Below are 23,430 nucleotides of genomic sequence, written 5' to 3'. Positions count from 1 at the left end.
CATCGAGTGCGGGGGCAGAGAAAGCTGGTCAGGTGGCGGACAAGACGACGCAGACGATTTACATCGACGCGGAGCCGGGTGAGGTGATGAAAGCGATCGCTGACATCGAGGCCTACCCTGAATGGATCTCCGAGTACAAGGAAGTCGAAATCCTCGAGGCCGATGACGACGGCTATCCGATGTTGGCCCGGATGTTGATGGACGCCACCATCTTCAAGGACACCCTGATCATGGCCTATGAGTGGCCGGCCGACCGTCAATCGCTTAGCTGGACCCTGCAGTCCAGCTCGCTGCTGAAGGCCCTTGAAGGTTCGTATCACTTGGCGCCCAAAGGCTCTGGTACTGACGTTACCTACGAGTTGTCGGTTGATCTGGCCATTCCGATGATCGGAATGCTCAAGCGCAAGGCTGAGCGCAGGCTGATCGACGGAGCCCTAAAAGATCTGAAGAAACGAGTTGAGGGCTGAGTGATCCTGTTGCGCCCACCCCGGCTCGGATCAGTCTCTTCGTAGGCAAAGGCGGGGTAGGAAAATCCACTTTGGCGGCCGCCACCGCGGTTTGTGACGCCACTGCTGGTCAGCGGGTGTTGGTGGTATCCACCGATCAGGCGCACTCGCTGGGTGATGTGCTGGGCATTGCGGTTGCGCCGACGGGCTCCGGCGAGCCGGTTCGTGTTTTTGCCGATCTCGAGACCGGTCAGGTCGACACCGGCGGGGGGTTCTTGGATGCCCTAGCGCTGGACACCCTGGCGTTGCTCGAAGACCGCTGGCGAGACGTTGTCGATGCCCTCAACGGGCGATTTCCGGATTCGGAGCTGGGCAGCATTGCTCCCGAGGAGCTCTCCGCGCTGCCCGGAGTCCAGGAGGTGCTCGGTCTGCACGCGGTCGGTGAGCTCGCGGCCAGTGGACGTTGGGACCGCATCGTGGTCGACTGCGCCTCGACCGCGGACGCCCTGCGGATGTTGACCCTCCCCGCCACCTTCTCCCTGTACGTCGAGCGCGCGTGGCCGCGGCATCGCCGGCTCAGCCTCGCGATCGAAGATGCCCGCTCGGCAGCGCTGGTGGAGCTGCTGGAGCGAACCAGCGCCAGCGTCGATCGACTCAGTACTTTGCTGACGGATGGTTCTCTGGTCGGCGCGCATCTGGTGCTGACTCCTGAGCGGGTGGTCGCAGCGGAGGCGACGCGCACGCTGGGATCGTTGGCCCTGATGGGCGTCCGCGTCGAGGAATTACTCGTCAATCAGGTTCTGGTGCGGGACGAGGCATACGAGTACCGCAGTCTGCCCGACCACCCCGCCTTCTACTGGTATGCCGAACGCATCTCCGAGCAGCGTGCCGTTCTCGAGGAACTCGACGCCACCATTGGCGATGTGGCGCTGGTGCTGGTTGCGCATGCGGCCGGCGAGCCGATCGGACCCAAGGCCCTCGGTGGGCTGCTTGATGGCGCCCGCCGGCGCGGCGGAAGCGCGCCGCCGGGGCCGCTGCGTCCTATTGTTGACCTCGAGTCCGGGTCCGGCCTTGGGTCGGTATATCGTCTGCGGCTAGCGTTGCCCCAGCTCGATCCCGGTTCGTTGACACTGGGCCGAGCTGATGACGACCTGATCATCAGTGCCGGCGGCATGCGGCGCAGGGTGCGGTTGGCCTCCGTATTGCGGAGGTGCATCGTGCTGGACGCGCGCCTGTCTGGCGGTGAGCTGACCATTCGATTTCGACCAGATCCGGAGGTGTGGCCGACGTGACTGGGCCCCATACCGAAGTTGGTCCTGAACTGCGCAAACTCGCCCAGGCGATCCTTGATGGCGTGGATCCTGCACTGCGCGCCGCGGCCGCCATGGCATCGGGCGGAGCGACCGGCAAGTGCCAACAGGTGTGGTGCCCGCTGTGTGCACTCGCTGCGCTGGTCAATGGTGAGCAGCACCCGTTGACGACGGTTATCGCCGAACACAGTGTGGCGTTGCTCAACGTGATTCGCGCCATAGTCGACGACATCGACCGATCGGCGAAACCGCCGCCGGATGGTCCGCCCGGCGGGGGCCTCAGCAGTGAGAGCGCCCCCGAAAACGGGTCGGCGAACGCCGATGCGAAGACGCGCTACCAGGCGATCCCGATTACTCTGCAAGAGTAAGCGACCAACCTACGGAGGTGGTCGTACCTATCGCCGATGGGTACAGTTGGCGCAGAGATCATTCCGATGCGGGTGAGACGGAGGGCCATGTGGTACTACCTATTCAAGTACATCTTCATGGGCTGGCTCTTTACCCTGCTGGGGCGGCCGAAAGTCGAAGGGCTGGAACACATCCCGAGCTCCGGGCCGGCTATTCTCGCCAGTAATCACCTCGCTGTGGCCGACAGTTTCTACCTGCCGTTGGTCGTGCGTCGTCGGATCACCTTCCTGGCGAAGGCCGAATACTTCACCGGTACCGGCGTGAAAGGCTGGATCAACCGCTGGTTCTACAGCGTCTCCGGGCAGGTGCCGATCGACCGCACCAATTCCGACGCGGCACAGGCCGCACTGGAAACCGCCGCGGGACTGCTGCGCCAGGGCAAGCTGCTGGGCATGTACCCAGAAGGCACCCGCTCGCCCGACGGTCGCCTCTACAAAGGCAAGACGGGCCTGGCTCGGCTGGCGCTGCACACCGGAGTTCCGGTCATCCCGGTGGCGATGATCGGCACCAATGTCGTCAACCCGCCGGGACGCAAGATGTTGCGCTTCGGCCGCGTCATCGTTCGTTTAGGTAAGCCGATGGATTTCTCGCGGTTCGAGGGTCTGGCCGGCAACCGCTTCATCGAGCGGGCCGTCACCGACGAGGTGATGTACGAGCTGATGGGGCTCTCGGGCCAGGAGTACGTCGACATCTACGCCGCCAGCATCAAGAACGGCGGCAAGGGGGATGACGACGGGTCCGGCGACGCGGTTCGGATTCCCGAAACCGCCGCCGGATAATCAGCGCGCGGCCGGGGCCGGGGCCGGGGCCGGGGTTCGGTCCGGCTCCGCCGGACGCTGCATCGTCATCCGGGTGGTGACCGTCAGTCCGGCCACGACGATCACGGCCAACGCCCACCACACGTAGGACATGCCGGCCAGCTGACGCCACCAGGCCGCGGTGGCCTCGCGGTGTTTGGGCAGCAAATCGATCGGTGACCAGCGCATCAGCGCCAATCCGGCAATGGTGACCACCGCCAGCGCGACGTTGCACCGCCGCCAGGCCAGCACCCCGGTCACGACCACCGCCGGCAACATCCAAACCCAGTGATGCGACCACGAGACTGGGGAAACCACCAGGCCGAACAAGGCGACACAGATCACCGCAAGGCTCGGCTCTTCGGCCCGCAGGACGCGCCGCATCGCCCAGACGGTCACCGCGAGTACCGCTAAAGACAGCAGCACCCACAGCAGGTGGCTCGCATGCTCGCCGATCGGTAGGCGGGCGAGTGCGCCCGCAATGTTCTGGTCGGTGTTGAGCGCCGCGGAACCGATCCGGTCGGTGTGCAGCAAGGTGTCGGTCCAGTACTCCCATGAGTCGTGCCAGGCCAGCGCGAAACCGGCCAGCGTGGCGACCACGAAAGACGCCACCGCCGTCAGCGCCGCCCGGTTGTCGCGGCGCAGCAGGTAGTAGAGCAGGAACACGGCCGGAGTCAGCTTCAGGGCGATCCCCAAGCCGAGTAACAGCCCCCGGGGCCACGGTGTGCGACGCGGGAAGCAGTCGAGTATCACCAAGGTCATCAGCACGGCATTGATCTGGCCAAAAGCGAAGTTGGAACTGATCGGCTCCAGCCAGAGCGAGGCCGGGGCCACGATGATGACCGCCAACCACAACCGGCGCAGCCACGCGGGTCCGGGCAGCTGCTCGGAGTCGGGCCACACATCCAGAGCGGTAAGTACCACCACCGTCGACGCGATCAGCACCACCAACGTCAAGAATGTGATCGCCACACTGGCCGCCGGCATGTGTAACCAGGCAAACGGGCTGAACACCACCGCCGACAGCGGAGGGTAGGTGAACGGCAGGTCCAGTCCGATTGGTGTGTGGAACTTCACGTCGCCGCTGTAGAGCGGGCGCCCGTCCAACCAGGCCTGACCGCCCATCTGATAGATGTCGATGTCGATGCGGTACGGGATGTGCCCGAACAACCGCCAGACCACGTATCCCAGTGCCGCGGCCGCTACCAGCCAGAGCAGGCACCAAACCGAGACCCGCCCGAGTCGACTGCCCACGTCGGGCGACCTCCATGTACTCATTTCCCCGACAGCCTAATCGTTACCGGACGGCCGGACACCGCTGCAGCGAGGCTGCCGACCTGCATTCGTCGGTGGGCGTACCTTTTTTGAGGTGTTCTATTGGCTGCAGCATGACATTGTCGACCGCGGCCGATTGCCGCTTTTGTGCTGCCTGGTTGCCTTCATCCTGACGTTTTTTGTGACCCGCACCTTCGTGCGCGTCATCCGCGGGCGCCCAGACGATGGTCCGCCGCCCAGGTGGTGGCAGCCCCGCAATGTGCACCTCGGGTCGGTGCATGTCCACCATGTGACGTTCGGGGTGGTGCTGGTGATGATCTCCGGGCTGACCTTGGTGACGCTGGCTTTCAACGGACACGAGCCCGAACTCACGGTGGCGGCAACTTTTTTTGGGATCGGCGCGGCACTGGTGCTCGACGAGTATGCGTTGATCCTGCATCTGTCCGATGTCTATTGGGAGGAAGACGGCCGTACCTCGGTGGACGCGGTTTTTGCGGCGGTAGCGGTGGCGGGCCTGCTGACCCTGGGTTTGCATCCCCTGATGTTCTTCCCGACGATCTGGTCCGGTAGCGATTCGGTGCTCCCGCGTGCGGTGGTGGTCGGCGGATTGGTGCTCACGCTGCCGCTGGCAACGGTGGTGCTGATCAAGGGCAAGGTGTGGACCGGGTTGCTCGGCATGTTCATCGTGGTGTTGCTGGTCATCGGTGCAATCCGGCTGTCGCGGCCGCATGCCCCTTGGCCCGGTGGCGCTATACCGCGAAACCGGACAAGATGCGGCGAGCGTTGCAGCGCGAGCGCACCTTGCGCCGCCCGGTGGTGCGGGTCAAGCTCTGGTTGCAGTGCGCGATCGCCGGCACCCCTCGGCTGCCCGACGAGCGCGCCGTCGAGGCGCAGTTGGATCGCGACGTTCACCCCGCGCCGCCACCCGAGGGCACCGAGCCGTTATTGACTTCCGTATAGGCTGCGGCGATGCGGTACTTCTATGACACCGAGTTCATCGAGGATGGCCGCACCATCGAACTGGTCTCGATCGGCGTGGTCGCCGAGGACGGCCGTGAGTACTACGCCGTTTCCACAGAATTCGATCCGGAACGGGCTGGAAGTTGGGTTCGTGCCCATGTGCTGACCAAACTGCCGTCACCCGCCTCGCAGGTGTGGCGTTCGCGCCGCCAGATCCGCCTGGACCTGGAGGAGTTCCTCGGTGTGGACAGCGGCGAGCGGATCGAACTATGGGCCTGGTTCGGGGCCTACGATCACGTCGCGCTGTGTCAGTTGTGGGGTCCGATGCCGGGCCTGCCGAAGGCGATACCGCGTTTCACCCGGGAATTGCGGCAGCTGTGGGAGGATCGCGGCAGCCCGCGGCTACCCCCGCGGTCCCGAGATGCCCACGACGCGCTGGTCGATGCCCGTGATCAATTGCGAAGGTTTTTGATCATCACCGACCGCTAGCAACTTTCGGCCCATCAGCCCGCAACAATGCCCAGTTACCATGTACCGATGAACTGGACCGTCGATATTCCGATTGACCAGCTGCCGTCGTTGCCGCCGTTGTCTGATGAGTTGCGGGCGCGGTTGGATGCTGCGTTGGCTAAGCCGGCTGCTCAGCAGCCCAGCTGGCCGGTCGATCAGGCGACGGCGATGCGTAAGGTGCTCGAGAGTGTGCCGCCGGTGACGGTGCCTTCGGAGATCATCCGGTTGCAGGAGCAGCTGGCGCAGGTCGCTCGTGGTGAGGCGTTTTTGCTGCAGGGTGGGGATTGCGCGGAGACGTTTACCGATAACACCGAGCCGCATATCAGGGGCAATGTGCGCACGCTGTTGCAGATGGCGGTGGTGCTGACCTATGGCTCGAGCATGCCGGTGGTCAAGGTTGCTCGGATTGCGGGGCAGTACGCCAAGCCGCGCTCGGCCGATACTGATGCGTTGGGGTTGAAGTCCTACCGCGGTGACATGATCAATGGTTTTCCGCCCGATGCTGCTGCGCGCGAGCATGATCCGTCGCGGCTGGTGCGTGCCTACGCCAATGCCAGTGCGGCGATGAACTTGGTGCGGGCGTTGACGTCGTCGGGGTTGGCGTCGCTGCATTTGGTTCATGATTGGAACCGCGAGTTTGTGCGGACCTCGCCGGCGGGGGCGCGCTATGAGGCGCTGGCCAACGAGATCGATCGGGGCCTGCGGTTTATGAGTGCCTGTGGGGTGGCCGACCGTAATCTGCAGACCGCTGAGATCTACGCCAGTCATGAGGCTTTGGTGCTCGATTATGAGCGGGCGATGTTGCGGTTGGGTGAGGGGGGAAACGGTGAGCCGCAGTTGTATGACTTGTCCGCCCATACCGTGTGGATCGGTGAGCGGACCCGTCAACTCGATGGTGCCCACGTTGCTTTTGCGGAGGTGATCGCCAATCCGATCGGGGTCAAGATCGGCCCGACGATGACTCCGGAGCTGGCTGTCGAGTATGTCGAGCGGCTGGATCCGCATAACAAGGCGGGCCGGCTGACGCTGGTGAGTCGGTTGGGGAACAACAAGGTCCGTGATCTGCTGCCGCCGATCGTGGAGAAGGTCCAGGCCGCCGGTCACCAGGTGATCTGGCAGTGCGATCCGATGCACGGCAACACCCACGAGTCATCCACCGGCTACAAAACCCGCCACTTTGACCGCATCGTCGATGAGGTACAGGGATTCTTCGAGGTCCATCGCGGCCTGGGAACCCACCCGGGTGGTATCCACGTCGAGATCACCGGCGAGAACGTCACCGAATGCCTGGGCGGCGCGCAAGACATCTCCGACTCCGACCTATCCGGGCGCTACGAGACCGCCTGCGACCCACGACTGAACACCCAACAATCACTGGAACTGGCCTTCCTGGTCGCCGAAATGCTGCGCGACTAACCGCCGTTGGCGGTGGGCTTTCCGATGGGATGACCGCTGCTGACCGTCCGAATTTCGGACGGTCAGCCCGCGGCGCTGGGCTCGGCTACCCGGGTGCGGCGCGCGCCTGTTCGTGACCAGGCGTGCGCAGGATCGCGACGCTCCCGGATCGTCACCCCGGTCGGGGGCGGTCCGGTGGCGCAGCGCGCGCTACTTGTGAGCGCCCACATCACCCGCGCTGCCCGACACCGCGGCCAGCAGCGTGATACCGGCGGCCATCCCCCCTCCGAAACCGATGCACAGGATATTGCCGTGCAGCTCGGGGTAGGCGTGGTGCAGGGTGATGGGGATCGATGCCGAACCGGTGTTGCCGAATCGGTCGATGGTTTGGTGGCATGTGGCGTTACGCAGGTCCAGTAGCGAGTAGATCTCATCGAGCATGCGGCCATTGGCTTGGTGCATCACCAGGTGGTCGATGTCCTCGACAGCGAGGTGATGTCGCGCCAAGAATTTGCGGACTTGCTCCGGGACCGTGGTGGTGACGAAGTCGCGGACGCCTCGACCGTCCATGTGGAAGTAGTGCTGTCCCGCGTCGAGAGTAGCAGTGGTCAGGGGCTGGCGGCTGCCGCCGCCGGGCACCCCGATCAGGTTGATGTGCTGGGTGAATGTGTGCAGTTCGGTGTCGACGATGCGCAGGTGCCTCGAGCTGGCTGTGGTGGGTCCGACCACCACAGCACCGGCGCCGTCACCGAACAGGCAGACCGTTTTTCGATCGGTGGGGTCAAGGATGCGTGAGTAGACGTCTGCTCCGATGACCAGCACGTGGATGCTGTCACGTTGGGCCAGCGCGTGTGCGGTGTTGATGGCGAACAGGAACCCGCTACACACCGCATTGGTGTCGAAGGCGTATGCGCTGTTGGCGTGCAGCGCATTTTGGACAAAGGCGGCCGTGGGTGGCTGGGGTTGGTCGGGTGTGGAGGTCGAGACGATGACCGCTCCGAGCTGCCCGGCGTTGATTGCGGCGTTGGCGAGGGCCTGTTCGGCGGCCTGGACGGCCAGATCCGAGGTGGCCTGCTGCGGGTCGGCCCAGCGTCGGGTCCGGATCGCAGTTCGGGCGAATATCCAGGCATCGTCGATGCCGGCGCTGGCACCTGCCTGCTTGTTGGTGACGACGCGCGGCGGTACGAATGCGACGGTGCCTAGTATGCCCACTGTTGGCGGTAAGGGCACAGATTCCTCTGGGGGAGCAGGCATTTGTGCGAGCGCGCAACCACAGCAGCATTCGGGACGGTGCTCCATGATCTCCTCCAGGAAATTGTTGTGGAAGTTATTGCGAGATCAGTGTCGAATGGGTGACCGTTGACAGCGTGTGGATGGCGCTGGCCCGGTCACCGTGGATGCAGTTGTGGTCGAGTTGATTTGGGGTCTTGGATTTTGGTGTTGTCCTGCGGACGACCGCGGCCAAGACGCCGGCCGTGAACTACCCGGCTGAACCAACAGTCGCCAGTTTCTTTTCGCTCACGGCCGCGCCTTTTCGTGTGCTGATGTTCGCCGCAGCCCCTGGGAGTTAATGCGAGTCCTAGGTTCGCAAGTCCCCGAACACTTCCTTTTCGCGCTCCATGTCGATGGCGCGCGATGCGTAGCGTGCGGTCTCCAATGACCACGCCACGTTGCCGGTTATCCAGTTGCTGCAGGTATCCAGCATGGAGATCACGCCTTGTTGATCTTCGGTTGGCAGGCGTGGGATGAGGTGGGTGTGGATGAGCTGTTTGGTTTGATCGAAGCGCGCGATCTCCTCGTGCAGGTACTGACTGACCCGGTCGGCTGCTTGCGCAGTCGTGAGATCACCCTGAGACTGCAGGACGGCGACGTAGTTGCACAGGTCGCCCAGACTGAGCTCTTTGGGCGCGGAGTAGAGGTCGTTGCTCCAGGACACGATGTTGTTGGCGGCTTCGCGAGCGGCCCGTATGTATGGGTGCACCAACAGCGACTCCGATAGGGCACGTCTAGCGGCGGCTTCGCCGAGGTCGAGCGTGATGAATACTGCGCTGGAGATCAGCCGGTGGGCTCGATATGACTGTTCGTCGAGCGCAATGCGTGATGCGTTGATCAGGGCATGGCTTCGGTAGGAGTTGACGTAATCGACCATGTCGTTGGCCAGTCGTCTGCACCAGTACGCCGGCATGCCCTGGGTGGTCCGCTCCCAAAGATCCTCCAACGCCACCACATAGGGCCTGACTACTGGGCTCGGGGGTGCTGAGGGCAGCCCGGTGTAGACGGTGTTGGTGGCCGCCGCCGTCGCAATGGCAAAGTCCTGATCGCAGCCGTCTATCGATTCATCGAAAACGTCGTCGAAGGCAAAGAGCCAACCGATCCAGTCCGCCATCAGATCAAGCTCCGCACCGGTTGCCGCCGGATAGGTCCATGCCGCCAGGCGATGCTGCGCGAGTGCATCGAAGGCGTCACCGTTGGGGCCGTCGAGTGTCCGTGGCCATGAAAAAGTAGCCACTGGTGGCCAAGTCGAGGTATCCAGTTTTGGCCAGATAAAAGTATCCACCCCGTGTTCGTCGTGTCGATCAGGAACTGTGGGCCCCGATGGTGACGGTGAAGGCGCCAACCAATGGCCATCACCACCGGGGAGTTCCATTGAAGTCTGTGAAGGACCGCATGGACATCATTTCTGCCGATCAACAGCTCGGGTCGTACCGGGCCGCCGCCGACGCGTGCGGCACCACGCATCGCACCGTCAAGAAGATCATCGACAAATTCGAGGCCGACCAGGCCGGCATACCGCCGGCACGGCGGGCCGAACGAGGGCACAACTACGATTCGGTGGCCGAGCTGGTCGCCGAACGTGTCGAGAAATCTGGAGGCCGGATCTCGGCCAAGCGGCTGCTGCCGATCGCCCGCACCGCAGGCTACCAAGGCTCGGATCGCAACTTCCGGCGTCTTGTTGCCGAGGCGAAGACGTTGTGGCGCAGCGCCAATCACTGCGGGCGCCGTCCAGCGGTATGGTCACCAGGGCAGTACCTGGTGATCGACTGGGCCCAAGCGGCACCGGGATTGTTCCTGTTCTGCGCGGTGCTGGCATTCTCCCGGTGGCGATTCGTGCGTTTCGCCGCCGACCAGAAGGCCTCGACCACGCTGGCGTTGATCGCCGAAACCCTGTCGGCGATCGGCGGGGTCCCGGCGTGGGTGCTGGCTGATCGGATGGCCTGCCTCAAAGGCGGGTAGTCGCCAATGTGGTCGTCCCGACCCCGGATTACATCCGACTGGCCACCCATTACGGGTTCGCCCCGGACTTCTGTCACGCCAACGACCCACAATCCAAGGGCATCGTGGAGAACCTGTGCGGCTATGCCCAACGCGACCTGGCGGTGCCGCTGCTGACCCAGTCCGCTGTCGACGGCGTGCCGATCGACATCCGGGCCGCCAACGCCGCTGCGGCGGCGTGGTGCGACGAGGTCAATGCCCTGGCGCACTCGGAGATTCAGGCGATTCCCGACGAACGGTTGGTCTCCGAACGCCAAGTACTGCAACCACTTCCATCGTTGCGCTTACAGATCGGGCGCCCACGGTGCTGCGCAAGGTCGACCGACTCTCCTGTGTGCGCTACGGCTCGGCCCGCTACTCGGTACCCACCCGGCTGATCGGCACCACCGTGGCGGTGGTGGTCGATCACGGCGCGGTCTGCCTGGTCGAACCGGCTACCGGGATGATCGTGGCCGAACACGAACTGGTCGCCCCAGGCTCAGCGTCGATCCTCGATGAGCACTACGACGGGCCAAGGCTGGCACCGAGTCGGGGCCCGCGGCCCAAGACCAGCGTGGAGAAGCAGTTCTGCGCCCTCGGCGCGGACGCCGAGGCATTCCTCGTCGGCGCCGCGGCGATCGACAACACCCGACTAGGTCCTGTCTGCTAATTGCGGACGCGGTGGTAGGTGATGATGGCGGCCAGGGTGACACCGCCGAGGTAGGTCAGGGCGTATTTGTCGTAGCAGGTGGCGACCGCGCGCCAGTGTTTGAGCCGGTTGAAGCTTCGCTCGACGGTGTTGCGGTGCTTGTAGATTCGGCCTGAGAACCCCGGAGGCCGTCCTCTGTTGCGGCCTTTGGCTTTGCGGCGGGTGATCTGGTCGCTGCGCTCGGGGATGGTATGGGCGATCTTGAGCCGGCGCAGCTGTGCCCGCGTCGAGTCATGGGAGTTCGCCTTGTCCGCCAGCAGGCGATACGGGGCGTATGAGTTGCTGCACCGGGCGGCCAGCAGTGGCCAAAGCATCGGATTATCACTGGCTTGACCGGCCGACAGTGCCAGGGTGACCGGACTGCACAGCTGGTCGGTCAAGGCGTGGATCTTGGTAGTCAGCCCGCCGCGGGAATGCCCAATGGCGTGGTCATCGGGCTCATCGAGATATTTCTTGTAATTCGACAGATCCCCCTGTGCGGCGCCCGGGGCGCGCTCCGGCTGCGTGTCGGTGGGCGCGCACACTGGTCGAATCGACCGACAACAGTGCGCCCAGGTCGGCGTCCTCGGCGTCGAGGTCAGAGGCGATCGCCGCGAAGATCCGCGCGTAGATGCCATCGACCGACCAGCGTAGATGCCTCTCGGCCACCGATTGCCAGGGACCGAAGTGCTCGGGCAGGTCACACCACGGAGATCCCGTACGGTAACGCCAGATAATGCCCTCCAGAGTACGTCGATGATCGTTCCACGGCCGGCCACGCCGCCGCCCCGCAGGCAACACCGCCACGATCAGCGACCACAAATCATCAGAAATCGCATGCGTCCGCATCACCCAAACAGCATCAGCCAAAACACCATTCACATTAAGCAGACACGCCCTAGCCGCAGAGCTGGAGATCCTGCTCGCCCTGGGGGCCGCCCACGGCACCGACGCGCTGATCGCGGCGCTGCACCGGGCGGTGGCGTTTCGCCGGTTCCGGGCCGCCGACGTGCGCTCCATCCTGGCCGCGGGCACCGGAACCCCACAACCCCGCCCTGCCGGGGATGCGCTGATTCTGGACCTACCGGTCGCCCCGATGCGTTCCCTGGACGCCTACAAGATCGGACCCGTCGGAGCCGATGACGAGGTGATCTCATGACCACGACATCACCAACGACTGCCGTCGAACCCGTGGCGCCGCCGTCGTTGCCGCCGCTGGCCGCTGATCTGGATGCCGGGCTGCGGCGGTTGAAGTTGGCCGCGGTGCGGCGCAGCGCACCGAGGTCTTGCTGACCGCCAAGACCCAACGCTGGACTCCTGAGGAAGTGCTGCGCACGCTCGTCGAGACCGAACTGGCCGCCCGGGATGCCTCCAACATCGTCAACCGGCTCAAGGCCGCCGCGTTCCCCGTCTCGAAAACGTTGGAGTCCTTCGACGTGGCCGCCTCGTCGATCCCGCCGAAGGTTTTCGACTACCTGTCAAGTCTGGAATGGATACGGGCCCAACAGAACCTGGCGATCATCGGCCCGGCCGGCACCGGCAAATCCCACACCCTGATCGGGTTGGGGACCGCGGCGATCCACGCCGGGCTCAGGGTCCGCTACTTCACCGCCGCTGATCTCGTCGAGACCCTCTACCGCGGCCTGGCCGACAACACCGTCGGCAAGATCATCGAATCGCTGCTGCGGGTCGACCTGATCATCTTGGACGAACTCGGCTTCGCCCCACTCGATGACACCGGTACCCAACTGCTGTTCCGCTTGGTCGCCGGCGCCTACGAACGCCGCAGCCTGGCCATCGGGTCACACTGGCCCTTCGAACAATGGGGCCGGTTCCTGCCCGAGCAGACCACCGCAGTCAGCATCCTCAACCGCCTGCTACACCACGCCAGCCTCGTCATCACCGACGGCGACTCCTACCGCATGAAGGACGCCCAGCACCGGAAGGAGCAACCCACACCAACCTAGGAACTACCGCCCGGGGTGGATACTTCTATCTGGCCACCAGCGGATACTTCAACTTGGCCATTGACATCGAGGACGATGCCTGTGGCACGAGACCATGTCTTCAGGTGTTCCCCTGCGTTGTCGACATCGGGGCTGATTGTCGCCTCGGTACCCAAGTCGACCTGGGGGATGTCAATAACGTTCACTTGGAGTCCATTTCCGTTGCGCTACTGGGAAGTTCCGCCGCTGATTGAACAGGCCCGTCCTCAATGGATTCTCAACGGATCTTGAACCGTGGCGGAGTGTCTCGCCGCGAAAGGAGTGTGATCAAGCTGGGCAGCTTGATGTTTCGGCGTCGCAAGGTGTGATGTGAATGGCGAGCCCTTCGGGCGTGTGTGATCGAGGCCGGGCGAGCGGCTGAGCGGAGTTAAATCCCTGCAAGAGCGACATCTTCACGAAGTCTCGCACTCTCATCGCCGCCGGCGTCGCATCCTGAATATGGGTACCAAAACGCACCTGCCTGCGGGTTCCGCCCCGCGGCCGCGATGGCCGCATCTGGGGCGGCTGGCATGCGTCCCGGGGGGGGCGAGCGGCGCTGGGCGTCGGTCCCAATCGACTCACCCAGACATCTATTACGTACATGTTAAATCCAGATCGCACTTGGGTATTCGGCTGATCCCTACCGGATCGACATGCTTCTGCGGTCCAACGAGCGCCGCAGGTCAGCTCATTGAGAAGTTGTTGAGACCGGTACCGGACACTGCTCGTCACCGCTTGTGGTTCGCGGACAGGTTTCTTCTGATGTGAGGAGTTGGTCGATGTCGTTGGGCATGGTCAATGTTGCCAATGCGACCCCGAAAGCAGCTCGGGCGCTGCTGAAAAATGCTCGGCAAGAGTGCGATCCGGTCTTGCGGACAGCAGTGGGGTGGTTGAGTGAGCCGTTGGCCAAGATGGCCGGATATCACCTCGGCTGGTGGGACGTCAATGGGGTGCCGGTAGATGGTTCGTCTGGCAAGTCGATTCGGGCGGCGTTGGCGTTTGGGGCGGCGTCGGCGTGTGGTGATGCGCGTGCCGCAGCTCCTGTGGCGGCGGCGGTGGAGTTGATGCACAACTTCTCGTTGGTTCATGACGACGTGATGGATCGCGATGCCACTCGCCGGGGTAGGGCGACGGTATGGGCGGCGTGGGGTGAGACCAATGCGATTGTCCTCGGAGATGCGTTGCACGCGTTGGCTGGCCGTGTGTTGGTTGAGATGTTGGAGCCTGAGGTTGCGGCGAACGCCGTTATGAGGTTGGAATCCTCGTGTGTGACTTTGTGCGATGGCCAGTTCGAAGATTGTGACTTTGAGACACGCGAGTCGGTGAGCGTTGATGGCTATCTGGAAATGGCGGCCGGCAAGACGGCGGGATTGATGGGTTGTTCCTGTGCGTTAGGGGCGTTGGCCGCGAATGCGGATCCTGCCACGGTGACGGCGATGCATCAGTTCGGTTTCCAACTGGGCTTGGCGTTCCAGATCGTCGATGATGTGATGGGTCTCTGGGGAGATCCGAATGTCACCGGTAAGCCGGTCGGTAGTGATCTGGCCCGCCGCAAGAAGACTTTTCCGGTGGTCGCGGCCTTGGGCTCTGGTACGGAGGCGGCGGCTAGCTTGGCGCAGCTTTATGGGGCTGAAGAGCCGATGTCAGCCGATGAAGTGCGGCAGGCGATCGACTTGGTGGAGACCGCGGGGGGCCGCAAAGCCGCCGAGCGGCAGGCCGATGAATGCATCGGTGCCGCGCTGGCGGCACTACCTGACTCGGCGCGATCAGAAGATCTGATTGCGTTGACGCAATTGGTCATTGCCCGCGACCGGTGACTTCTTACACCGAGCCGAAATGAAATCAGAACGGCCCGAGAGGCCCCCTTGCTGCACTTCTTGGTTGTCGGGTAAGCGGCCAGCAGTTCAGTAGCGGTTGACGATTTGGTAGGCCGCGACGATGCGGCGATGGGGAACTGCTTCCGGGGATTTGCCGGACCACGCTGAAACGACTGCTTGAAATGCCGGAGATCATGTTGGAGTTGGTTGATGCCGGTGGCGTCACGCAGGGTGTGGCTGAGAAGATCGCTGCGCATGAAGCGCCGGGGCTGCTGCATCGCGCGTTCTCGGTGTTTCTATTTGATGAGTCCGGGCGAATGGCACTGCAGCGCCGTGCCGCGGGCAAGTATCACTGGCCAGGAGTCCTGTCGAACGCGTGTTGCGGACACCCGTTTCCTGGGGAGAGCCCGCGGGTGGCCGTGCAGCGCCGGGTGCGCGAAGAGCTCGGGCTCGACGTCGAACTCGTACCGGCAGGGACGGTGACGTATCGCCACGCCGATGCGCAGACAGGTCTGGTCGAGCATGAGTTCAACCACCTGTACGTGGGGCGAATCTCGGGTCCGCCACAACCGGACCCCGACGAGGTCTCGGAAGTGCGCATGGTGACCGCGGCCGAACTGGCCCAGCTGCTCGAAGCGGATGGTTTCTCCGGTTGGTTCCTCACCGTATTAGGCGCCGCCCGAGTCGCTTTCGCCCAGTTCACGCAAGAGATCTACTAGCGATAGGGCAACAAGTGAGTCATCCCGCGATGAAGGCACGTTCGAGATCGGGTGTGGGAACGGCGACCGGGAAAGCGATCGTCCTAGGCGAGCACCTGGTGGTGCATGGGGCGGCCGCACTGGCCATTCCGATTCCAATATTGGTCGAGACGGCGACCGCACACCGGGGCCCGGCACCAACCCCGGTCCGGCAGCCAACGGTGGGGTCGATGGGCCTAGACATGGCGTCGCTGTTCTCAGACTTCGCTGAACGGTTCGACGTGCCAGCCGCAGTCGCGTCAGGCGTGGTTGTCGAGGTGTCGCACGTCGTGCCATGCGGGCGTGGGTTGGGGTCGAGCGCGGCGGTGGTGCGAGCGGTGGTGCTGGCGCTTGCCGACCTTTTCGAGCGCAAGCTGACCGCCATGCAGATCTATGAGCTGGTTCAGTCCAGGGAGCGAACCGCGCACGGAACACCCAGTGGGGTGGATGCGGCCGCTACCGGCGCTGACGGGCCCATTGTGTTCCACCGGGGGGCTGTCCGGCCGGTGAGCCCGGCGCCGGTAGGGGTGTTTGTGGTGGCTGACAGCGGCGAGATCAGCGCGACCAAAGACTCCGTCGCTGAGGTCGCGGCAATCTTGACTGCCGACAGAGACGGCTTGGCTCGTCGGGACTGGCTCGTCGAGCAACTCGATGCTCTGGTCGGTCGCGCGGCCATCGACCTGCAGCAAGGCGATCTCACCGCACTCGGGGCAGCGATGGCTCGCAACCACGACCTGCTCCGCGGGCTGAACCTGTCCACGCCGCGGCTGGAGGGTCTCCATCGAGGCGGCCAACACCAGTGGCGCAATGGGCGCCAAACTCACTGGCAGCGGTCGCGGCGGATGCGCGCTCGCACTTGCCCGCGATTGGGTCCACGCGCAAGTCATCGGTGAGGCAATGCTCAAGGCCGGCGCGGTGGCTACCTGGGCTGTCGCGCTCGACTCCTTCGCCGGACGGCTCACCGCGAGCGCATCGGGTCGCGAGGTTGCGCCGTGAGCGCAGCAGCGGCGACCGCGGTCGCTCATCCCAACATCGCGCTGATCAAGTACTGGGGCAAGCGCGACGAAGAGTTCATGCTTCCGATGACCTCGAGCCTGTCGATGACCCTGGACATCTTCCCGACTACGACCACCGTCGAGGTCGGGCCCACCGGCGGTGGAGTTGGTCCGGATATCGTGATGATGGCCGGGAAGCCGGCGCCGGAGGCTTTTTCGACCCGAGTTACCGAATTCTTGGATCTGCTGCGAGTGCGGGTGAAGTCGCGGGCCCCGGCGATCGTTGATACCCACAATGCGGGGCCCACCGGAGCTGGGTTGGCCTCATCGGCGAGTGGCTTCGCCGCGCTGGCCGCCGCTGCGTGTGCGGCCTACGGGTTGGACACCGATGTCCGGGAACTGTCCCGGCTGGCGCGTCGTGGTTCAGGCTCGGCGAGTCGTTCGGTGTTCGGCGGGTTCTCGGTGTGGCACGCCGGTGCCGCGATTGGAGCCGACGGTGATGCCCAATCCTATGCCGAGCCAATCGATGTCGCGCTTGATCTAGCGTTGGTGGCCGTTGTGGTCGAGGCCGGGGACAAGCAGATCTCGAGCCGGGCGGCAATGAGCCAGACCGTCAAGACTTCTCCGCTGTATCGAGCCTGGGCTGACGCCAGCGGTGATGACCTGCACGCGATGCAGGCCGCGCTTGCCGCCGGCGACTTGCACGGCGCCGGTGCGATCGGCGAGGCCAACGCGATGGGCATGCACGCCACCATGCTGGCCGCCCGGCCCGCTGTTCGATACATCAGTGCGGCCTCGCTACAGGTAATCGACCGGGTCGTCGCGATGGGCGGCGACGGCATCGCGGCCTACCTGACGATGGACGCCGGTCCCAACGTGAAGGTGCTCTGCTCGCGCGATGATGCGCCACTCATCGCGGCCTCGCTGAAGGAGCTGAGTCAGGTCCAGACGGTGGTGGTGGCCCATCCGGGGCCCGGGGTGGCTCTTGTAGAGAAGGCCACGCGGTGAACAGCATCCGAAAAGCACCGGGCAAACTGGTCATTCTGGGCGAGTTCGCGGTCGTCGAGCCTGGCTGTGGCGCGCTGGTCGCTGCGATGGACCGCTATGTCACTGTCCAGGCCGCGGATCTGGGCATCGGTGGCGGGGTCGCCGTCAGTAGCGAGCTGATAGCTGGCACTGTGGATTTGGATTCTGACCGATCCGTCGCAGCCCGGCAGCTGCCGCATATCGCATCCGCGGTGGCCATCGCGCGCCAGTGGCTGGACTGCCCGGACCGCGGCGTCGGACTGACGATCACCTCGCAGCTGCATGAGCGTGGCGTGAAGCTGGGCCTAGGTTCCAGTGGGGCTGTCACCGTGGCGGTGATTGATGCGGTTACCGCCGCATGGGGCGCCCCGGTAGACCGGACGACCTTATTCCGGCTTGCGTTGATCGCGACCGCGCGCCTGACGACCTCTGGCTCCGGTGTTGACGTGGCTGCGGCGGTGTTCGGAGGCTGGCTGTCCTACCGCTCCCCGGATCGCCAAGCCATCGTCGAACTCGCCGCCGCGGGCCTGCATTCGGCGGTTCACGCCGAATGGCCGGGCCACGTCATCGCCGCGGTCGCGCCGCCGCCTGAACGTCTGCTCGTCGGGTGGACGGGCGCTCCCGCGGCCACCACGGCCCGGATCGGCAGGCTGGCATCCGGCGACCGAACCCGCGACGAGATTGTGCGCCGGTTCCGCGAGTCTTCCGAAGAATGTGTCGACGCCGCCATTGGCCTGCTGACACCTGCGACGGCCTCCTGCTGCGGGTCTGCGCCCGCTGGCGCGGGACTCGGCGAGCATGTGCGTCAGTTCCGGAATCTGCTGTGCGAGTTGGACCGCGCTACTGCAATGGGCATCTTTACTGAGCGGCTCAACGCGCTGTGCGCCGCAGCAGAAACCAGCGGCGCAGCCGCTAAACCCTCCGGTGCTGGAGGTGGCGACTGCGGGATTGCATTGGCAGGAAGTTCCGTCGATGTGGCCGGGCTTGGCCGTGGCTGGCTGCACGCGGGCATCCGCCCCCTCGACGTCGACATAGCCCCACCAACGGTGAACGCCGCCGATATTGCTCTTCCAACAACAACATCCTTCTAACAGCCCGAAAGAGGTAACCACAAATGACCACACAACAGGAGCAGCTCTCGGTGCATGTCCCCCTACGCTGGGTGGGGCCCATCAAGATCTCGGGCAGCGAAGGGCAATTCAGCGCCCATGCACCGTTGGCCACCTATGAATCACCGGTATGGCCGTCCGTTGGCCGCGGGGCCAAACTGTCCCGTCTGACCGAAAACGGCATTGTCACAACCCTGATCGACGAGAAGATGACCAGGTCGATCCTGCTGATCGCCCCCGATGCCGCCGTCGCAAAAAACACCGCGCGCCAACTGCAGACCGAATTCGCAGAGCTAGCAGCGGTTGTCGGACAAACAAGCCGCTTCGCCGAGTTGATCGGAATGCACCCGCAGATCACCGCGAACCTACTGTTCATTCGATTCGAGTTCCGCACCGGCGACGCCAGCGGCCACAACATGGCCACACTAGCGGCCGACCACCTGATCGCACATATCCTGACCCGCTATCCCCAGATGGAATACGGATCGATCTCGGGCAATATGTGCTGCGACAAAAAGCCGACCGCGATCAACGGCATCCTAGGCCGCGGAAAAAACGTGGTCACCGAGATCGTGATTCCCCGCGACCTCGTCGAACAGCACCTGCACACCAGCGCGGCAGCGATCACCGCGCTCAACATCCGCAAGAACCTCATCGGCACCCTGCAAGCCGGTACCATCCGATCGGCCAACGCGCACTACGCCAACATGCTGCTGGCCTTCTACCTCGCCACCGGCCAAGACGCCGCCAACATCACCGCAGGCTCCCAAGGCGTAACACACGCCGAGGACCGCGACGGCGATCTGTACTTCTCCTGCACCATTCCCAACCTGATCGTCGGCACCGTAGGCAACGGTAAAGACCTGGACTTCGTCACCGACAACCTCGCCCAGCTGGGATGCCGCGAACAACGGCCCCCCGGCGCCAACGCACGCCGGCTCGCCGTAATCTGCGCGGCCACCGTGCTGTGCGGCGAACTGTCACTCATGGCCGCCCAAACCAACCCAGGCGAACTCATGCGCGCGCACACCACATACGAACGCAAACCATCGACGGCCTAACAGCAGACAACCCCAAAACCGCAACACCGGAAAGGAACATCCATCATGGTCTCGATCGGAATTCACGACCTATCAATAGCCACCGCGCATTACGTACTCGACCACGCAACCCTGGTCGAACACCACGGCGTGGACGTGAACAAATACCTCGTCGGTCTGGGCCAACAGCAGATGAGCATCGTCGCACCAGATGAGGACATCGTCACTTTGGCCGCCGCGGCCGCCGACCCGATCATCAAACGGCATGGCAGCCAAAAGATCCGGACAATAGTCATCGGTACCGAGACCGGCGTCGATCAGTCCAAATCGGCGGGAATCTGGGTGAGCTCCCTGCTCGGCCTACCCTCGAGCGCCCGCGTACTCGAAGTCAAGCAAGCCTGCTACGGGGCGACAGGTGCTCTGCAACTCGCGCTGGCACTCGTACACCGCGACCCGACCCAGCAGGTATTGGTCATCGCAGCCGATGTGGCCCGCTACGACCTCGACAGCCGGGGCGAGCCCACCCAAGGTGCAGCGGCCGCGGCGATGCTGGTTTCGGCAGACCCCGCGCTGCTGCGGCTGGAGGAGCCCACCGGAATCTATACCGCCGACATCATGGACTTCTGGAGACCGAACTATCGCAGCACCGCGTTGGTCGACGGAAAGGCTTCGGTCACCGCATATATGGAGGCGGCATCGGGCGCGTGGAAAGACTACACCGAAAGCGGCGGTAGAGCCTTCGGCGAATTCGCGGCTTTCTGCTACCACCAACCGTTCACGAAAATGGCGTACAAGGCACACAAACAACTGGCCGCAGAAGCCGGTGAAGATGCCAGCGACGCCGCGGTCCAGGCGGCGGTCGGCAACACCGTCGAGTACAACCGGCGGATCGGCAACAGCTACACCGCATCGTTGTATCTGGCCCTCGCGGCGCTGCTGGATCAAGCGGACGACCTCTCAGATCAGCCGATAGCGATGCTGAGCTACGGATCAGGTTGTGTAGCCGAACTATTCGCCGGAACCGTCACTCCCGGATACCAACAACATCTACGCACCGATCAGCACCGCGCAGCGCTGGAAACGCGAATCCCGCTGAGCTATGAGCACTATCGCAGACTGCACAACCTCACGCTGCCCACCAACGGCAACCACCACAGCCTGCCGGTGGAAACCTCCCGCCCGTTCCGGCTGACAGCGATCTCCGAGCACAAACGGATGTACGGCGCAGTCTGATGTGAGGAGGTGGTCGATGTCGCTCGGCATGGCCGATGTTCCAGATGCGCCACCGGATGCGGGTCGGATACTGCTGTCGCGGGCTCGGCGCGAGTGCGATCCGGTAATGCGGGTAGCCGTGGGCTGGTTGGCTGAGCCGTTGGCAACCATGGCCGGGTATCACTTGGGCTGGTGGGATGTCAACGGATCCGGGACGGGTGGTTGGTCAGGGCGGGCGACGCGGGCCGCTTTGGTGGTCTGGGCAGCCGCCGCTTGCGGTGACGCGAGTGCGGCGGCTCCGGTGGCGGCGGCGGTGGAGTTGATGCACAATTTCTCGCTGGTTCACGACGACGTGATGGATCGCGATGTCACTCGCCGCGGCAGGGCGACGGTATGGACGGTCTGGGGAGAAACCAGCGCGATCATGCTCGGAGATGCGCTACACGTCTTGTGTAGTCGCGTATTGGCCGAGATGTTGGCGCCCGAGGTTGCCATGGCCGCGATCGCGACGTTGGAGTCGTCGTTTCTGGGTTTGCGTGTCGGCCAGGTCGATGATGGTGACTTCGAGACGCCCAAGCGGGTAACGGTCGACGGGTACTTGCGGATGGCAGCCGGGAAGACCGCGGGATTGATGGGGTGTGCCTGTGAGCCTGGGGGCGCTGACCGCGGGTGCGGATCCGTTGACGGTATCGGCGATGCGGGAGTTCGGCTACCACCTGGGGCTGGCCTTTCAGATCCTCGACGACATCGTCGGCATTTGGGGAGATCCATCTGTCACCGGCAAGCCGGTCGGCAGCGATCTGGCCCGCCGCAAGAAAACTCTGCCGGTGATTGCGGCGTTGGAGTGCGGCTCCTCGGCGGCGCTCAAACTGGCTGAGCTGTATCGGTCTACGGAGCCGATGACGGCCAATGATGTGGCGTGGGCGAGCGAACTGATCGAAGCCGCAGGGGGGCGCAAGGCAGCCTGGCGGCATGCCGATGAACTCATGGATGCCGCCCTTGCCGCGTTGCCTGACCAGCTAGGCTCGGCTGATCTGATCTGATCTGATCTGATCGGCGCAACTGGTGATCGGTCGCGATAGGTGATCAGGCGGTGTTGGGTGGTCAGCGGATCGCCGGCGTAGGAAACTCGCTCAGTGGTGTTGCGCGACTACAGCAGTCCGCTCAAGTTGCTGCCGATCGTCCACGCCGCGGCTGCAACCATCCCGGTGATTGCCAGCACCACCGCTACCCAGATCAGCACGGTGCGACGGGCATGCTGTCGTGCCCAGGCAAATTCGTTCATGGAGATTCCGGCGAACTGCCCTGACACAGGCTCGTATTCATACTCGTCGGATTCGTCATCGAAGTCGGAGCCGGGGGGCTCGTTGTGATTCTCGGGTTCTCGGGGGAGCTCGCGCGTCGGCTGGCGGCCGTGCGGAGAGGCCGAGACTTGCGCGGAGGCCTCGAAGGGCCGGTGTTGGTTGACTCGGCTGTGCTGCAGCGCCGCCGACCGGTGCTGTGCCGAGTTGCGCGGTGCCGGCACCCGGAATTCGGGCAGCGCCAGCTCCTCCACGATTGCGTCCAGATCGGCCGCCATCTCGATCGCGTCGGCGTACCGTTCACTCGGGTCACGGGCGGTAGCGCACGCCACAAATTCATCGAACTGTGTTGGAACGCCCGTGATCACAGCGCTGGCGGGCGGCACGTCATGATCGAGTCGTTGATACGCGATGGACAACGCCGTGTCACCGGTGAACGGCGTAGCGCCGGTGAGCAGTTCGTAGGTGAGGATGCCGGCGGAGTAGACGTCACTACGGGGGCCGGCGTTGCCGTCGCGGACCTGCTCCGGGGACAGATAGGCTGCGGTGCCCAAAATGACGCTGGTGGAGGTGATCCCAGCCGCTGCGACGGCACGGACCAGCCCGAAGTCCGCGATTTTCACGTCACCGTCATCGGAGATCAGGATGTTCTCCGGCTTGACGTCGCGGTGGACCAAGCCGGCTCGGTGCGCGGTCGCCAGTCCACCAAGCACCGGGCGCAGCACCGCCGCGACGGCATGGGGCGGCATCGGGCCACGTTCGCTCAGCAGCTCCCGCAGGGTGCCGCCTTCGATGAGCTCCATCACCAGAAATGGATGCCGCGCATCTAAGCCCTGGTCGTAGACGGCGACCAAGCCGGGGTTCTTCAGCCGGGCGACCGTGCGGGCCTCGAGCTGAAAGCGGGTGAGGAATTGCTGATCGCCCGCATAGCGGGAGTCCATCACCTTCAGCGCGACCGGGCGATCGAGGCGAACGTCCAGGCCGCGGTAGACCGTCGAGGTTCCGCCGCTGGCGATCCTGGCCCCGACCAGGTAACGGCCATCCAACAGCGCGCCGTCCAATTGGTCCCCAATCCCTGCTTCAATTCGGCCCCGATGCGGGCCGACACGGTCTGCGAAGGGGCCGGGGAATTCAGCTCGAGCCACTGAGCCATCCTAGGTTGCGCCG

Annotated in this window: 18 protein-coding genes and 6 pseudogenes; 19 read left to right on the top strand and 5 right to left on the bottom strand. The window is 64.2% G+C overall.

The genetic code is table 11. The annotated features are described in order from the left end of the window. Nucleotides 1–32 precede the first annotated feature (32 nt). From G6N41_RS20765 to G6N41_RS20750, 4 genes are all read left to right on the top strand, one after another. On the top strand, nucleotides 33–467 hold the full coding sequence (locus G6N41_RS20765; RefSeq protein ID WP_011741295.1) for an SRPBCC family protein: 435 nt from the start codon (nucleotides 33–35) through the stop codon (nucleotides 465–467). Next, complete coding sequence (locus G6N41_RS20760; protein WP_198967951.1) at nucleotides 464–1,738, top strand: ArsA family ATPase; 1,275 nt, start codon at nucleotides 464–466, stop codon at nucleotides 1,736–1,738. The genes G6N41_RS20765 and G6N41_RS20760 overlap by 4 nt, the downstream gene beginning before the upstream one ends. After that, nucleotides 1,735–2,124 carry a hypothetical protein gene (locus G6N41_RS20755; protein WP_015356162.1) on the top strand — a complete coding sequence of 130 codons (390 nt, stop codon included), beginning with the start codon at nucleotides 1,735–1,737 and terminating at the stop codon, nucleotides 2,122–2,124. The genes G6N41_RS20760 and G6N41_RS20755 overlap by 4 nt, the downstream gene beginning before the upstream one ends. An 87-nt stretch (nucleotides 2,125–2,211) precedes the next feature. Then, complete coding sequence (locus G6N41_RS20750) at nucleotides 2,212–2,943, top strand: lysophospholipid acyltransferase family protein (RefSeq protein WP_198965535.1); 732 nt, start codon at nucleotides 2,212–2,214, stop codon at nucleotides 2,941–2,943. Here the strand turns inward: G6N41_RS20750 and G6N41_RS20745 are convergent, their stop codons facing one another. After that, on the bottom strand, nucleotides 2,944–4,239 hold the full coding sequence (locus G6N41_RS20745; RefSeq protein ID WP_198965534.1) for a glycosyltransferase 87 family protein: 1,296 nt from the start codon (nucleotides 4,237–4,239) through the stop codon (nucleotides 2,944–2,946). A gap of 40 nt (nucleotides 4,240–4,279) precedes the next feature. Between G6N41_RS20745 and G6N41_RS20740 the strand changes: the two are divergent. From G6N41_RS20740 to G6N41_RS20730, 3 genes and pseudogenes are all read left to right on the top strand, one after another. Then, nucleotides 4,280–5,196 (top strand): annotated as a pseudogene (locus G6N41_RS20740) (hypothetical protein). 9 nt (nucleotides 5,197–5,205) lie between these two features. Next, a complete protein-coding gene (locus tag G6N41_RS20735) occupies nucleotides 5,206–5,685 on the top strand; it encodes a polyadenylate-specific 3'-exoribonuclease AS (protein ID WP_198965533.1) in 480 nt (159 codons plus the stop codon). A gap of 48 nt (nucleotides 5,686–5,733) precedes the next feature. Beyond that, the gene (locus tag G6N41_RS20730; RefSeq protein ID WP_198965532.1) at nucleotides 5,734–7,122 is read left to right on the top strand and encodes a class II 3-deoxy-7-phosphoheptulonate synthase; all 1,389 of its coding nucleotides are present in this window, start codon (nucleotides 5,734–5,736) and stop codon (nucleotides 7,120–7,122) included. 189 nt (nucleotides 7,123–7,311) lie between these two features. Here the strand turns inward: G6N41_RS20730 and G6N41_RS20725 are convergent, their stop codons facing one another. Continuing rightward, the gene (locus tag G6N41_RS20725; RefSeq protein WP_198965531.1) at nucleotides 7,312–8,313 is read right to left on the bottom strand and encodes a 3-oxoacyl-ACP synthase III family protein; all 1,002 of its coding nucleotides are present in this window, start codon (nucleotides 8,311–8,313) and stop codon (nucleotides 7,312–7,314) included. A gap of 367 nt (nucleotides 8,314–8,680) precedes the next feature. Next, a complete protein-coding gene (locus tag G6N41_RS20720) occupies nucleotides 8,681–9,610 on the bottom strand; it encodes a terpene synthase family protein (RefSeq protein ID WP_231608624.1) in 930 nt (309 codons plus the stop codon). Nucleotides 9,611–9,747: 137 nt separating this feature from the next. Between G6N41_RS20720 and istA the strand changes: the two are divergent. After that, a pseudogene (gene istA / locus G6N41_RS20715) lies at nucleotides 9,748–11,008 on the top strand (IS21 family transposase); the annotation flags it as partial. 11 nt (nucleotides 11,009–11,019) lie between these two features. Here the strand turns inward: istA and G6N41_RS20710 are convergent. Continuing rightward, nucleotides 11,020–11,893 (bottom strand): annotated as a pseudogene (locus G6N41_RS20710) (IS5 family transposase). Nucleotides 11,894–11,939: 46 nt separating this feature from the next. On the opposite strand from G6N41_RS20710, the pseudogene G6N41_RS20705 reads away from it, so the two are divergent. The 11 genes and pseudogenes from G6N41_RS20705 to idsB (G6N41_RS20660) form a co-directional block, all read left to right on the top strand. Then, nucleotides 11,940–12,200 (top strand): annotated as a pseudogene (locus G6N41_RS20705) (IS21 family transposase); the annotation flags it as partial. Then, a pseudogene (gene istB / locus G6N41_RS20700) lies at nucleotides 12,197–13,008 on the top strand (IS21-like element helper ATPase IstB). The pseudogenes G6N41_RS20705 and istB, both read left to right, overlap by 4 nt. Nucleotides 13,009–13,805: 797 nt before the next feature. Then, nucleotides 13,806–14,843, top strand: coding sequence for a geranylgeranyl diphosphate synthase IdsB (idsB, locus tag G6N41_RS20695; RefSeq protein WP_198965530.1), 1,038 nt, complete (start codon nucleotides 13,806–13,808; stop codon nucleotides 14,841–14,843). A 182-nt stretch (nucleotides 14,844–15,025) separates the two neighbouring features. After that, a complete protein-coding gene (gene idi / locus G6N41_RS20690; RefSeq protein ID WP_198965529.1) occupies nucleotides 15,026–15,562 on the top strand; it encodes an isopentenyl-diphosphate Delta-isomerase in 537 nt (178 codons plus the stop codon). Between the two features lie 209 nt (nucleotides 15,563–15,771). Further along, nucleotides 15,772–16,473 carry a mevalonate kinase family protein gene (locus G6N41_RS20685; RefSeq protein WP_231608623.1) on the top strand — a complete coding sequence of 234 codons (702 nt, stop codon included), beginning with the start codon at nucleotides 15,772–15,774 and terminating at the stop codon, nucleotides 16,471–16,473. Continuing rightward, entirely contained in the window at nucleotides 16,388–16,576 is a 189-nt protein-coding gene (locus G6N41_RS28975; RefSeq protein WP_231608622.1) for a hypothetical protein, read from the top strand. The genes G6N41_RS20685 and G6N41_RS28975 overlap by 86 nt, the downstream gene beginning before the upstream one ends. Continuing rightward, nucleotides 16,573–17,583 carry a diphosphomevalonate decarboxylase gene (gene mvaD, locus G6N41_RS20680; RefSeq protein ID WP_198965528.1) on the top strand — a complete coding sequence of 337 codons (1,011 nt, stop codon included), beginning with the start codon at nucleotides 16,573–16,575 and terminating at the stop codon, nucleotides 17,581–17,583. Before G6N41_RS28975 ends, mvaD begins: the two co-directional genes overlap by 4 nt. Further along, nucleotides 17,580–18,692, top strand: coding sequence for a phosphomevalonate kinase (locus G6N41_RS20675; RefSeq protein WP_198965527.1), 1,113 nt, complete (start codon nucleotides 17,580–17,582; stop codon nucleotides 18,690–18,692). Before mvaD ends, G6N41_RS20675 begins: the two co-directional genes overlap by 4 nt. A gap of 23 nt (nucleotides 18,693–18,715) precedes the next feature. Then, on the top strand, nucleotides 18,716–19,771 hold the full coding sequence (locus G6N41_RS20670; RefSeq protein ID WP_198965526.1) for a hydroxymethylglutaryl-CoA reductase: 1,056 nt from the start codon (nucleotides 18,716–18,718) through the stop codon (nucleotides 19,769–19,771). 45 nt (nucleotides 19,772–19,816) lie between these two features. Continuing rightward, nucleotides 19,817–20,983 carry a hydroxymethylglutaryl-CoA synthase gene (locus G6N41_RS20665; protein ID WP_198965525.1) on the top strand — a complete coding sequence of 389 codons (1,167 nt, stop codon included), beginning with the start codon at nucleotides 19,817–19,819 and terminating at the stop codon, nucleotides 20,981–20,983. Between the two features lie 16 nt (nucleotides 20,984–20,999). Then, nucleotides 21,000–22,005: pseudogene (idsB, locus tag G6N41_RS20660) on the top strand (geranylgeranyl diphosphate synthase IdsB). Nucleotides 22,006–22,112: 107 nt separating this feature from the next. Here idsB (G6N41_RS20660) and G6N41_RS20655 read toward each other — a convergent pair. Continuing rightward, nucleotides 22,113–23,348: a protein kinase domain-containing protein gene (locus G6N41_RS20655; protein WP_172607283.1), complete on the bottom strand. Its 1,236-nt coding sequence runs from the start codon at nucleotides 23,346–23,348 to the stop codon at nucleotides 22,113–22,115. Between the last annotated feature and the right edge of the window lie 82 nt (nucleotides 23,349–23,430).

The sequence above is a fragment of the Mycobacterium shottsii genome (assembly GCF_010728525.1).
In the GTDB taxonomy this organism is placed as follows: Bacteria; Actinomycetota; Actinomycetes; order Mycobacteriales; family Mycobacteriaceae; genus Mycobacterium; species Mycobacterium marinum.
The sequence above is the reverse complement of the archived record's forward strand: the minus strand, read 5'-3'. Positions and strand labels throughout refer to the sequence as shown.